The organism is Streptomyces apocyni, from assembly GCF_009739465.1.
Classification (GTDB): Bacteria; Actinomycetota; Actinomycetes; order Streptomycetales; family Streptomycetaceae; genus Streptomyces; species Streptomyces apocyni.
On sequence record NZ_WHOM01000046.1, the window covers coordinates 58,175 to 70,740 of the forward strand.

At 67.6% G+C, this 12,566-nt stretch carries 12 protein-coding genes and 3 pseudogenes; all 15 read left to right on the forward strand.

The window, feature by feature from the left end:
• Nucleotides 1–37 precede the first annotated feature (37 nt).
• A pseudogene (locus tag GCN81_RS32705) lies at nt 38–142 on the forward strand (HipA family kinase); the annotation flags it as partial.
• Between the two features lie 427 nt (nt 143–569).
• Nucleotides 570–830 (forward strand): ribbon-helix-helix domain-containing protein, encoded by a 261-nt coding sequence (locus GCN81_RS11955; RefSeq protein ID WP_156724523.1) that lies wholly within the window; start codon nt 570–572, stop codon nt 828–830.
• The gene (locus GCN81_RS11960; protein WP_156724524.1) at nt 827–1,270 is read left to right on the forward strand and encodes a PIN domain-containing protein; all 444 of its coding nucleotides are present in this window, start codon (nt 827–829) and stop codon (nt 1,268–1,270) included. Before GCN81_RS11955 ends, GCN81_RS11960 begins: the two co-directional genes overlap by 4 nt.
• Before the next feature lie 476 nt (nt 1,271–1,746).
• A pseudogene (locus tag GCN81_RS11965) lies at nt 1,747–2,267 on the forward strand (FAD-dependent oxidoreductase); the annotation flags it as partial.
• Between the two features lie 1,065 nt (nt 2,268–3,332).
• Entirely contained in the window at nt 3,333–4,730 is a 1,398-nt protein-coding gene (locus GCN81_RS11970; RefSeq protein ID WP_156724525.1) for an ATP-binding protein, read from the forward strand.
• Nucleotides 4,731–4,732: 2 nt separating this feature from the next.
• Complete coding sequence (locus GCN81_RS11975; protein WP_156724526.1) at nt 4,733–5,533, forward strand: response regulator; 801 nt, start codon at nt 4,733–4,735, stop codon at nt 5,531–5,533.
• Nucleotides 5,530–6,165 carry a hypothetical protein gene (locus GCN81_RS11980; RefSeq protein ID WP_156724527.1) on the forward strand — a complete coding sequence of 212 codons (636 nt, stop codon included), beginning with the start codon at nt 5,530–5,532 and terminating at the stop codon, nt 6,163–6,165. The genes GCN81_RS11975 and GCN81_RS11980 overlap by 4 nt, the downstream gene beginning before the upstream one ends.
• Before the next feature lie 173 nt (nt 6,166–6,338).
• Complete coding sequence (locus GCN81_RS32710; RefSeq protein WP_267904575.1) at nt 6,339–6,473, forward strand: hypothetical protein; 135 nt, start codon at nt 6,339–6,341, stop codon at nt 6,471–6,473.
• A gap of 45 nt (nt 6,474–6,518) precedes the next feature.
• Nucleotides 6,519–6,662, forward strand: a pseudogene (locus GCN81_RS32315) (IS5/IS1182 family transposase); the annotation flags it as partial.
• Nucleotides 6,663–6,935: 273 nt separating this feature from the next.
• A complete protein-coding gene (locus GCN81_RS11985; protein ID WP_156724528.1) occupies nt 6,936–7,835 on the forward strand; it encodes a HipA family kinase in 900 nt (299 codons plus the stop codon).
• Nucleotides 7,832–8,215: a DUF3037 domain-containing protein gene (locus GCN81_RS11990; RefSeq protein WP_156724529.1), complete on the forward strand. Its 384-nt coding sequence runs from the start codon at nt 7,832–7,834 to the stop codon at nt 8,213–8,215. The genes GCN81_RS11985 and GCN81_RS11990 overlap by 4 nt, the downstream gene beginning before the upstream one ends.
• Nucleotides 8,216–8,369: 154 nt before the next feature.
• Nucleotides 8,370–9,131 carry a 3-oxoacyl-ACP reductase FabG gene (fabG, locus tag GCN81_RS11995; RefSeq protein ID WP_156724530.1) on the forward strand — a complete coding sequence of 254 codons (762 nt, stop codon included), beginning with the start codon at nt 8,370–8,372 and terminating at the stop codon, nt 9,129–9,131.
• Between the two features lie 70 nt (nt 9,132–9,201).
• Complete coding sequence (locus tag GCN81_RS12000; RefSeq protein WP_156724531.1) at nt 9,202–9,957, forward strand: SDR family oxidoreductase; 756 nt, start codon at nt 9,202–9,204, stop codon at nt 9,955–9,957.
• 140 nt (nt 9,958–10,097) lie between these two features.
• Nucleotides 10,098–11,678, forward strand: coding sequence for an ABC transporter substrate-binding protein (locus GCN81_RS12005; RefSeq protein WP_197287586.1), 1,581 nt, complete (start codon nt 10,098–10,100; stop codon nt 11,676–11,678).
• A gap of 145 nt (nt 11,679–11,823) precedes the next feature.
• The gene (locus GCN81_RS12010) at nt 11,824–12,519 is read left to right on the forward strand and encodes a uracil-DNA glycosylase (RefSeq protein WP_156724533.1); all 696 of its coding nucleotides are present in this window, start codon (nt 11,824–11,826) and stop codon (nt 12,517–12,519) included.
• Nucleotides 12,520–12,566 lie beyond the last annotated feature (47 nt).

Below are 12,566 nucleotides of genomic sequence, written 5' to 3' on the forward strand. Positions count from 1 at the left end.
TGGATTTCCAGGTAGTCACTCCGTATAACCTGGCGAAATGCTGACAGAAGTCACCGCGACCCGCTACGTCACACCACTACGTGAGGGCGGATCGCTGCCCGGGATCGTCGAGGCCGACGACCTGGGCACGTACGTCATGAAGGTGTCTACGTGGTGGCGCTGACCTGCATCGATGCGGCTGTAATCACCACGTTCGTGCTGCGTTACGCGGTCGATTCTCCCCACGCGCTCCCCAGGACCGTCGATACTCCCCAGATCCTCCCCAGAAGCGCCGTTGCGGCGGGCCGTGGTGGCACGGGACGTCATCAGCGCCCCTGTCAGACGGGCACAAAGCGAGGACCGTCAACCGGATTTCCTTCACGAACCTGCGGGAAGCCGCGCACTCACGCGCCTCGACGCGAGTGTGGTGAAGGCTTGGCGGCGCAACGCTCGGCCCGCCAAGGCGCCGGTGGGCCAAGGATCCGCGCGAAGGTTCCGCTGGGTGTTTCGCCGGTCGATCAGGCCGCGGTGCGATACAACCGCTGCCCCACACACATACATCAGGCTGGTACATACGCTAGCCTCGGTACATGTCCATGAAGCGAACCAACGTCTACGCCGACCCCGAGGACCTCGCCATCATCAAGGAGGCGGCCAAGCGGCGCGGCATCAGCGAGGCCGAGATCATCCGGCAGGGCATCCACCTCGCGGCCATGGCCAACCGTGTCTGGGACGAACCTCTCTTCTCACGCACTTTCGAGGGGGCCGGCCGTACCCCCAGTAAGCGCGAGGTCCGTGACACCGTGGCCGACGCCGTACGCCGTGGGACCGAGTCCGGAACCGCCGCGTGATCATCGTCGTCGCGGACACGTCGGGACTCCTCGCGGCCCTCGACTCCACCCACCCCGAGCACCAGGCGTCCAATGAAGCGATCATGGCCGCCGGCCTGCTGGTGATGTCGCCTCTGCTGCTCGCGGAGATCGATCACGTGGCCACTCGGGAACTCGGTCGTGAAGCCGCGCTCAGCGCGGTCGATGACATTCGGAACTGGATGCGTCGCGGTCGAGTCACCGTTCCTGAGATCACGGAGGATCACTTGGGGGTCGCCCAGTCCGTGCGTGCTCGCTACCGGGACCTCGACCTGGATCTGGCAGACGCCGTGAACGTTGCCCTCGCTGCCGACTACGACACCGACGCCGTCCTCACTCTCGACCGCCGCGACTTCCGCGCGGTGCGCCCGCTGGGCCGCCACAAGGCGTTCCGGGTTCTCCCGGACGATCTTCCCCTCTGAAGTCGGCGGCGCGTGTCTGAGTCGTCGTCTTCGCCAGCCCTGACGCTCATTTGACGCTCTGGGTGCCAGCGTGACGGGTGACGAGCCGAGAAGACGGCTCTGACCTGGTGTTTTCTGGGGCCCGTTCAGGCCGACACCTTTCCGATGACGTCGCACGTGGAGTGCGTGGCGATCCTGGAGCCTGCGCAAAGAGCGTTTGACCTGCGGTCCGTGGATTGGGTGGGCTGCTCGACCTGTTTCCCGCCGTTCAACGGGTTGTGCGGCAGGCGGTCCGCCGTAGCCGACCTGACCTGCGGTTCTGTCGCAGCAAAGCGACCTGGCGAACGGTGACCGCTCTGTATGTCTCAGGTTCTTGCCGCTCATATGACGCTCGAGTTCTGGGAGGGCTGCGCCGGGTGCTGCGAGTCGGCGAGGCGTTCGTCGATACCGTGCGGCACACCGCGACGCCCCTACCGCCCGGGCACCGGACGCGGTGACGACATCTGGGAGGTCGGCGGCTTGCCGAAGCGGTCGCCGCTCTGGAGTTGTCGGTGTCCCCGTGGCGTGTTGTCGTGCGACGGCGATGGGTCGTGGCGCCTGGGCATCGACTGTCGGACGCCGTGATCGCCGACATCCTGCGGCCGTTCCTGTCTCTGTGCCTGCCGGTGGAGGGCATCCGCGCCGTACCGGCCCAGCTCGCCGACGGCCTGCCCGACGGCGTCCTGCGCCTCGGTACGCGCGTCGCGGAGGTCACCGACGCCGGAGTGCCGCTCAGGGACGGGAGTGAGGTGCCGACCCCCGGTCGTCGTGGTGGCGACGGATCAGGCGACCGCCGTCGGCCTGCTGCCGGACCGTGCCGGACGCCCGCACCGTCACCACCTACTACCACGCCACCGACAGAACACCGGTGGCCGAACCGACCCTGACGGTGGACAGCACCGGAGCGATCCTGAACACCCGCGTCCTCGGCGAGGCCGCTCCCACCTACGCGCCCCCCGGCACCGGACTGATCTCGACACAGGCTTCGCGGATCGCCCCGTGGTGGGCATCGCCCCGCCGCTGTCCGAGGGCGGCGACCCGCGTCAGGTAGCCGACGCCGGCGCTCTGGGAGCCCGCCACGCTGGGGTGCGGCGGGCGAAGGAGGGCAGCCCTTAGCACAGCTCTCGATTGGTCCAGCCTGCCGTGCGGAGGTTCGTACGGGTTCCCTCGGTCTAACTGCTTAAACCTGCGGGAGGGCGCCGCGGTTGATGCCGACTGGGTTCAGCCGGGGATGCCGCGGAGGTCTTGCCGTAGGTGCGTTCGATGCGGACGCGTGCGCCGCGGCCGTGAACGACGACTTGGGCAGGTTTGTGGTCCTCGGCCTGGTGCCGGGCGGTCAGGGAGGCGAGGAGGTCGCCGCAGGCGCCCAGGCTCATCACGAGGGAGAACACCTGGGCGGGCCAGTGCAGTTCGCGGATGAGGTTTGTTTCCGTAGAGACCGTGTCACCCGCAGGTCGTGTCGCTTGGGGTACGGCTGAGTCGCTGACGCGTGTCGCGCTACGACGGAACATCGTGTCCGATTCTCCGCCACGGGCATGGCGGACATCACGTCTCGCCGAACTCGGCGGCCGAGGAGAAGGCTATCGGGGAAGCGCCCAGGCAGTTGAGTTCGGCACTGCTTACCGACGCGGTGATTGGTATCGGGAGGGTGCGGCACGTGTCGCGGATGCGGCAGCGGCTTGACCTGCTTCGCCGCCAACGCAGCCTCAGTCCCCTCGGCCACAGCCGGACCGATCCTACGACCCCAACCCCCCTATCAAGTCAAGGAGTTATTGATCGACAGCTCCCAGGCTCTCAGCCCGTGCTGCCCTTACCGCCCCAGTTGCGAACGCACAGGGCCCGACACCAAGTCGGGCCCGAGAACAAGTTAGACCCGGTTTCCCCATGTCCATGGGCCGGGTCCGATCGTCGAGTGTCGCACAGCCTTGCGTCGTCATCACCGGATGCGATGAGACGTGGCAAGGGTTGCGATGTATTGCTGTTCCTCGCGCAGCGGCACGCGGAGACTTGAGACGTCCGGGAGCCGGGCTCTCTGCGAGGTGTGATGAAGATCGAGCGGCAAGAAGTGGTCTGGGCGACAGCGCTCCGCGCGCTGGACGCCCAGCACCGCACCACCACTTGGCTGAGGATGGCGTGCGTCGCCACGCTGTGGATGGTCGCGCTCCGCTGTGACCCGCAGGATCAGGGGCAGGTCTTTCTCCAGTTGCTTCCGGTGACAGCGGGCAGTGTCCTGTCCCATGTGCATGCCCGGCCGGCCTTGCTCGACCACCTGGCGTCGTTGCCTGCCCTGGACCGGGTGACCGCCCACCTGGAGGGCACGCGCGGCCGGGCCACAGTCGACCTGCCGGGGGTACTCGAGGGCGGTGGCATCCTCGTTGCCAGCACCCTCTACGGAGGTTGGTGGGCCGTCACCGGCTTCTCGCCCCAGGAACTGATCATCGCTCTCGTCGCGGTGACCGTTTTCACGTGGTCCGTCTTCCTGAACGTCGTCCTCGACCCGGGCTACTACGCGCCGTACAAGGAGATCACCTTCGGCATCGAGCAAAGCGCCGGCCCTCCCTCGCCCGTCCTGAACTGGCTACGGCACGCGGTTCCCCCGGGCGTCGCTCTGCTGGTGGCTCTGATGTTCCTGCCCGCCTGGACGCCATCTCTGGCAGCGGTCCCCTTCGCCGTCCGCGTCGTGCTCGTGCTGAGCATCCTCTCCCTGCGCCTAGCCTGGCTCGGCTTCGACCAGGTTCTGGCCGCCTCGGCCGAAACAGTCGCCGATGCCGAACAGGCCGCACGGGTCCAGGAGGCGGGAGAACTCCACAGCGTCGGCAAGAACGCCGTCGGCAGCATCCTCAACGCTCTGGAGAGCCCTCACTACAAGCACAACGAGGTGCGCTCACTCCTGCGCAACACCCTCGTCGAGCTAGAAGAAACCATCCGCACTTCCCGCGGTACCGCATTGGTCCCCTTGGGTGCTTCATCGCCCCTGGGGGAACTCTGGGACGCGGCGGTGGCCATCCTTCCCCTGGAATGGCGCCTGCGGTGCACACTGAACCCCGAAGCCCACTCCCTGATCCTGGGAGACGCAGACCGGCAGCTCGTGCGGCGCGTCATCTCCGATCTCGTGACCAACGCGCTCAAAGCAGGCGCAAGGCAGGTCGCCTGCACTGTTCGCTACCGCCACGACGACCCCAGCACGATAAAGGTGGAAGTCCTCGTCCACGACGACGGCCGCGGCATGCCTTCTGACGTCCTCGACAACGCCACGACCAGCCTGTCCGTTATGGCCAAGGAGCTACGTCGCTACGGCGGAGACCTCACCTTCACCACCCCCGGCCAGGACGGCGCCGGGACCCTGGTCCGCGCATGCTGGCGATCCGCCACCCCCGCTCCCTCTGTTCCCGTTCCACGATCAGGCGACGCCCCCGTAGCCGCGCTGCAGAAAGAGAGTTAGAGATGCGCATCCTCGTCGTAGACGACATCGTGACGCTCCAGTCAGGTGTCGCCCGTGCCGTCGAGACGGACGGCCACGAAGTCGTGGGTGTCATGAAACCCGCAGATCTGAAGAATCTACTGGTGAGCGACCCTGACTATCAGTTGGCGTTCGTCGACGTCGACTACGGCAACATTGCATCCGAATCAGGCTTGGCGGCTCTTGAAACGCTCGCGAAATACGAAATTCCCAGCGTCGTTTACTGCGCGGATGCAGAAGTCAACCGACTTCTGCACATCCTTGCCGCTTTCGAGTTCTTCCCCCAAACCTGCACCTTCCTTTCCAAGCATGCAGGCGACGTGGAAGTCAATCGAGTAGCGGCAGCCATCGCCAGGGGGGACCGGCCCCACGACAAAGCCGCCCAACGCTATCGACCTCCACGTAACGGCACATCCTTCCTCCGTCAACTCATCACACGCAGCTCCGACTTGCCTTTGTGGCACGCTCTGGCCACCCACAGCACGCTCTCGCTGATCGCCAAAGCAGCCAGCGTCTCGACCAAGACCGTCTCCAACTTCATCGCTGACCGTCAACAGGTCATCGCCGCGCTGCACCACGAGATGCTCGACCTTCCCATCGCCCCACCGACCGCCCCGGGGAAGCGACAAGCCAATCTCCTGGAAGTCTGCCGATTCGCCCGCCCCTACGAAAAGTTCTTCAGGGACAAAGACGTGGAGCGGCTGGTCCGCGTCACCTGGGACCCTGCCCCCCGACGCAGCGCCGGCGCCCGCGCGGGCGATGCCCACCGCCGGAAACGCGCATGAGCGCCTGGCTGCCCTACGTCGGCTCACCCCTGCACCACGGCCCGCTCACGACCTTCTTTGCGGCCTTCGCCATCAGCCCGGGCATCCCCGCGCTTCTGGCGCTCACCCTCGAACGCCGCGTCATGAAAGGCCGCCGCGAGTTCGTAGCCTTCTACTACGGCGACCCGCTGCTGGCCCTGGCCGCGGCGACCGGCGTGGCCCTGAGCGGACCGTCCCCGCAAGCGTCAGTCCTACACCTCATCGCAGGACCGGTGCCCCTCATCCTCATGGCGTGCTGGCTGGCCTTCGGCGCCTGGCAGTGGAAGGCCGAACTCCGGGCCGGTATGTACACACCTGCCCAAGCATGGTCGCCCACCAAGATCTGGCACCAGATGGTGGTCTACCCCGTGCTGGGCTACATGGTGACTGCAACCGTCGTCGCGGGCATGGCGACCCCCACTGGATTCGCAGGCACCTGGGCCAAGATGCTCATCGTCGGCTGCGTGCTCGTCTGGATCCTGGCCAATGTGCACGACCGCCGACATCCCAAACTCGGCCACCCCCCCTACGACTGGCGCCGCCTCAAGCCGGTGCCCCAGCCGTGGCCGCTGAAATCCACCACTCTCCGGGCCAATCGCCGGATCTGTGACTGAACACCATTTGCAAAACCCTGCACCCCGCACTGCCAACAAACGCAACAACAGGTGCGGATGTCAGTAGAAGCACCTGTCTCACATCGAACCGGACGTCACAAATCTTTGCTTCAAGTCCACCCCTCCTTAGCGAGAACCTTGGAGAGGTCGGATCACAAGCAAGGAGACGTGAAATGCCATTATGGGAAATGCTGAAGGAGCTGATCGAGGTCTCTCCTTCGCTCTTCGCGCTGGCAGTCGAAGTGGACAAAGCCTGCAGAGCGAAGCGCCTCAAGGATGAGGGCGTGGACGGAACCGAAAGCGCATGACCGCATAGTTGGTACGGGCATTCCCTGGACGCTGTGCGCGAAGGACGAGCACTCCAACCGTGGACCGAGGCCGGTGTGTGGCCTCGGCTCCACGAGACACTCTTGGCCAAGCTCCGCGGCGCGGACGCCCTGGACCTCTCCAGGGCGGCGGTCGACGGCCCCCACATCCGGGCGCTGAAGTGCGGCCGACCCCGGCGCCGCCCTGACGTCGTGCTCGGCGACCGCGGCTACGACCACGACAAGTACCGCTCGTCGCCATCGATCGCGCTCGGTTACTACGCGCACTTCATGCCGGAGACTGGGAACTGGGCCGGGCTGCGATCGACGGTCTGCTCGGGGAGCGGGCCGTCGGCCAGAACTCCCCAGATTCCCCCCAGGGGCGACCGGCGTGATTCCCCAGGTTGTCCGGCGCTGACCCCGATCCGTGGATTTGTAGGGGGTCAGGCCGTATAGCCTGGGGAAATGCTGACAGAAGTCACCGCGACCCGCTACGTCACACCACTACGTGAGGGCGGATCGCTGCCCGGGATCGTCGAGGCCGACGACCTGGGCACGTACGTCATGAAGTTCACCGGAGCGGGGCAGGGGCGCAAGACGCTTGTCGCGGAGGTTATCTGCGGACAGCTGGCGCGGCGACTCGGGCTGCGGATGCCCGAGTTGGTGGGGATTCAGCTGGACCCGGTGATCGGGCTCGGGGAGCCGGACCAGGAGGTGCAGGAGCTCCTCAAGGCGAGTGGGGGACTCAACCTGGGGATGGACTATCTTCCGGGCTCGATCGGCTTCGACCCGCTGGCCTACGAGGTGACCGCCGACGAGGCGGGACGGATCGTGTGGTTCGACGCGCTGGTCAACAACGTCGACCGCTCCTGGCGCAACCCGAACATGCTGGTCTGGCACGGTGACCTCTGGCTGATCGACCACGGCGCGAGCATGATCTGGCACCACAACTGGCGCACCGCGGAGGCCGCGGCCGCGAAGCCCTACGACGCCTCCGACCATGTCCTCGCGCCGTTCGGGCCCGATGTCGCCGCCGCGGCCGCCGAGCTCGCGCCGCGCGTCTCCACGGACCTCCTCAGTGAGGTAGTCGCCGATGTCCCTGACGTCTGGCTGGTCGACGAGCCGGGCTTTGACCATCCCGACGAGCTGCGACGGGCGTACGTTTCCGTGCTGCACGCGCGCGTTGCGGGGCTGCCCGACCGGATCACCCTGGGGCCGCGTACCGAGCGGCCCGCGTCGCGGGCGCCTGGCTGGCTGACCGACCACCTGGCGCCCTGGCCGCACGCCACGAGCAAGGCCGACAGCGCCGACAGCGCCGACACCAAGGCCGACAGCACGGTTGAGAGCGGGGGCGGCGCCAAGTGAGTGAGCGTCATGTCTTTGAGTACGCGCTGCTGCGGGTCGTACCCCGCGTGGAGCGCGGCGAGCAGTTCAACGCGGGCGTGGTGGTCTACTGCCGCGCCAAGACCTTCGTGGCAGCCCGCACCCACCTCGACGAGGCCAAGCTGGCGGCCCTCGACCCGCACGCGGACGTCGCCGGGGTACGGGCCGCGCTGCGCGCCGTCGAAGGCGTCTGCCACGGCGGCGAGGCGGCGGGGCAGGCCGCCCGCGACGACGCCGGGCGGCGCTTCCGCTGGCTGGTCGCCCCACGCTCGACCGTCGTCCAGCCGGGACCGGTGCACACCGGGCTGACCCGGGACCCCGCGGCGGAGGTGGAGCGCCTCCTCGACCTGCTCGTGCGCTGAGGGGCTGAGGTCCCGCTGGCTCGACGCCCGCACCCGGTGGGCCGTTGACACCGGGTGCCAGGGCTTCTAGCGTCACAGTCTGCTGAAGGTACTAAGCGGTCGCTCACCATCGTGGCGTGCCGTGAGAGCCGTATCAAGGGCGAGGAGAACCAGCATGTCCACCACCGAGCAGCGCGTCGCCGTCGTGACCGGCGGCGCGCGAGGCATTGGCGCCGCGACCGCCGTACGACTGGCCGCCGAAGGCCGCGCCGTCGCCGTCATCGACCTCGACGAGGCAGCCTGTAAGGACACAGTCGAGACCATCACCGCGGCGGGTGGCAGGGCGCTCGCCGTTGGCTGCGACGTCTCCGACGAGGCCCAGGTCGAGGCGGCCGTCGCGCGGATCGCCGCCGAGCTCGGGGCCCCGTCGATCCTCGTCAACAACGCCGGCGTACTCCGCGACAACCTGCTCTTCAAGATGGCGGCGTCCGACTGGGACACGGTCATGAACGTGCACCTGCGCGGCGCGTTCCTGATGGCGAAGGCCTGTCAGAAGCACATGGTGGACGCGGGCTTCGGCCGGATCGTGAACCTCTCCAGCTCCTCCGCGCTCGGCAACCGGGGCCAGGCCAACTACTCCGCCGCCAAGGCCGGACTCCAGGGCTTCACCAAGACCCTCGCCAAGGAACTCGGCAAGTTCGGCATCACCGCCAACTCCGTCGCCCCCGGTTTCATCGCCACCGAGATGACCAAGGCCACCGCCGACCGGGTGGGCATGGGCTTCGAGGACTTCCAGGCCGCGGCGGCCACTCAGATCCCCGTCCAGCGCGTCGGCAAGCCCGAGGACATCGCGAACGCCATCGCCTTCTTCACCGGCGAGGCGGCGGGCTTTGTCTCCGGCCAGGTGCTCTACGTGGCCGGTGGGCCGCTCGACTGACCGCTCGGCTGACGTGCTGCCCGAAGCTCGTACGCGTAAGGCTCCTAAAGCTCGTAAAGGACGACGGATCATGACAGTGCAGGACAGTGGAAAGGCCGCGCTGGTCACCGGCGCGAGCCGCGGCATCGGCTACGGCATCGCCGAGGCGCTCGTCGCGCGTGGCGACCGGGTGTGCATCACCGGGCGCAACGAAGACGCGCTCAAGGAGGCCGTCGAGAAGCTCGGCGCCGACCGGGTGATCGGCGTCGCCGGGAAGGCGCACGACGAGGCCCACCAGGCCGTAGCCGTGGAGCGCGCCATGGAGGCCTTCGGGCGGGTCGACTTCCTGGTCAACAACGCCGGGACGAACCCCGTCTTCGGGCCGATCGCCGAGCTCGACCTGAACGTCGCGCGCAAGGTGTTCGAGACCAATGTCGTGTCGGCGCTCGGCTTCGCCCAGCAGACCTGGAAGGCCTGGCAGAGCGAGCACGGCGGGGCGATCGTCAACATCGCCTCCATCGCCGGTGTCTCGGCCTCGCCCTTCATCGGCGCGTACGGCATGAGCAAGGCGGCCATGGTGAACCTGACGCTCCAGCTGGCGCACGAGTTCGCGCCGGGGGTACGGGTCAACGCCATCGCGCCCGCGGTGGTGAAGACCAAGTTCGCCCAGGCGCTGTACGAGGGCCGTGAGGACGAGGCGGCGGCGGCCTATCCGCTGGGCCGTCTCGGGGTGCCCGCGGACATCGGGGGCGCGGCCGCGTTCCTGACCTCGGACCAGTCGGACTGGATTACCGGGCAGACACTCGTGGTGGATGGCGGCATGTTCCTCAATGCGGGTGTCGGCTGACGAACCGCACGTACGCCTCGAACACCCCGAAGGCGACGTTCTCCCACATCACGTGCCCCGCCGGGCCTGCGCAACGGACCCGGTGGGGCACTGCGGTATCGTCTGGCCACTCTTGGCGTGGCCGATCGAGGAGCGTGCGCGTGTTCAACCGGACCCGATGTCTGCAGGTAGCTGCGACAGTTGCGTCCATATCCCTGCTTACGGGATGCGGAGTGCTCTCGTCGGGCGATTCCGGCGACGGCGAACGCATTGTCGTGGGAACTACCAGCGCTCCGAGTACGCTCGACCCCGCGGCCGCCTGGGACGGCTCCTGGGAGCTGTTCCGCAACGTCTACCAGACCCTGCTGAGCTTCCCGACCGGCGGCTCGGTGCCCGAGCCCGACGCGGCGAAGGAGTGCGGCTTCACCGACGCGTCGAGCCGTACGTACCGCTGTGAGATCCGTACGGACCTGAGCTTCTCCAACGGCGACCGGCTGGACGCCGCCGCGGTGAAGCACTCCATCGACCGGATCAAGACGATCGCGGTCAAGGGTGGCCCCGACGGGCTGCTCGGCAACCTCGACCGGGTGGAGGCGAAGGGCGACCACGAGGTCGTCTTCCACCTCAAGGAGGCCGACGCCACCTTCCCCTTCGTGCTCGCCACCCCCGCCATGTCCCTGGTGAGCCCCAAGAAGTACCCCGCCGACAGGCTCCGCGAGGACGGCAAGGTCACCGGATCAGGGCCGTACGTCCTCGACTCCTACGAGGAGGGGAAGTCGTCCGAGCTGTCGGGCAACTCCCGCTACAAGGGACGGGCCACCCCCAGGAACGACGCCGTCACCATCCGCTACTTCCAGGACTCGGCCGAGATGCTCGCCGACCTGAGGTCCAAGAAGGTCGATGTGGCCTTCAGGGGGCTGGCTCCTGAGGACGTCGTCGCCCTCCAGGACAAGAACTCCAAGGACGGCCTGCAGCTCGTCGAGGGCGCCGGGATGGAGATCCGCTACCTGGTGTTCGACCTGGAGCAGACCTGGTCCAAGAAGCCCGCGGTCCGTAAGGCCGTCGCCCAGGTCGTCGACCGTGGCGCCATCGCGCACAACATCTACCGGGACACCGTCGAGCCGCTGTACTCCATGGTGCCCACCGGCCTCACCGGCCACACCAACGGCTTCCTCGAGGACTACGGCAAGCCGAACGCCGAGAAGGCGGAGAAGATCCTCACGGACGCGGGCATCAACGAGGTCGTGCCGCTCACGCTCTGGTACACCACCGAGCGCTACGGCTCGGTCACGCGCGCGGAGTTCGAGGAGCTCAAGCGGCAGCTGGAGAAGACCGGGCTCTTCAAGGTGACGCTCAAGAGCCGCCCCTGGAAGGAGTACGAACAGGGGTACCGTGAGGGCGAGTACCCGGTGTTCGGGCGTGGCTGGTCCCCTGACTTCCCGGACCCGGACAACTTCATCGCGCCCTTCGTCGGCGAGCGCAACGCCCTCGGCACGCCGTACCCGGCCCCGAAGATCACCGATGAGCTGCTGCCCAAGTCCCGTCAGGAGAGCGACCGGGGCGCGGTGAGCGAGTACATCGAGGAGGCGCAGGAGATCCTCGTGGACGACGTGCGGCTGCTGCCGCTGTGGCAGGGCAAGCAGTACATCGCGGCGAGCGACGACATCGCGGGCGGCGAACGTGCCCTGGACCCGTCGACGATCATGATGATGTGGGAGCTGCAGCGGAAGACCAGCTGGTAGCGGCGGCGACGACGACGGTGGCGGAGGCGCTGGTGGCGGGGGCCGGACTCGGCTCGCAGGGCGTTGTCAGTGCCGGACGGTAGGTTCTGCGGTGAGAGCTGGACGGGCTCTCACCGCAAGTGACCGCATACCGGAGGTTGTTGACGTGACCGACACTGACCTGCTCCCCGAGTCCTGGCGCGGGGTCCTGGGCGACGAGCTGCACAAGCCCTATTTCGACGAACTCGTCGAGTTCGTCGAGAAGGAGCGGGCGCAGGGCCCGGTGTATCCGCCGCGCGAGCAGGTGTTCGCCGCCCTGGAGGCCACGCCGTACGACCAGGTCAAGGTGCTGGTGCTCGGCCAGGACCCGTACCACGGCGAGGGTCAGGGGCACGGCCTGTGCTTCTCCGTACGTCCCGGGGTGAAGACCCCGCCCTCCCTGCGGAACATCTACAAGGAGATGCACGCCGAGCTCGGCACCCCGATCCCGGACAACGGCTATCTGCTGCCGTGGGCGCGGCAGGGCGTGCTGCTGCTGAACGCGGTGCTGACGGTCCGGGCCGGAGAGGCCAACTCCCACAAGGGCAAGGGCTGGGAGAAGTTCACGGACGCGGTGATCAGGGCGGTGGCCGAGCGGCCGGATCCCGCCGTGTTCGTGCTGTGGGGCAACTACGCGCAGAAGAAGCTTCCGCTCATCGACACCGAGCGGCATGTGGTGGTGAAGGGCGCGCACCCCTCGCCACTGTCTGCCAAGAAGTTCTTCGGCTCCCGGCCGTTCACTCAGATCAACGAGGCGGTGGCGGCCCAGGGGCACGCGCCGATCGACTGGCGCATCCCTGACCTGGCCCAGTCGGCGACCTGAGTCCAGTCGGCGACCTGAGTCCGGCCGGTGGCCTGACGGTCCCGGCG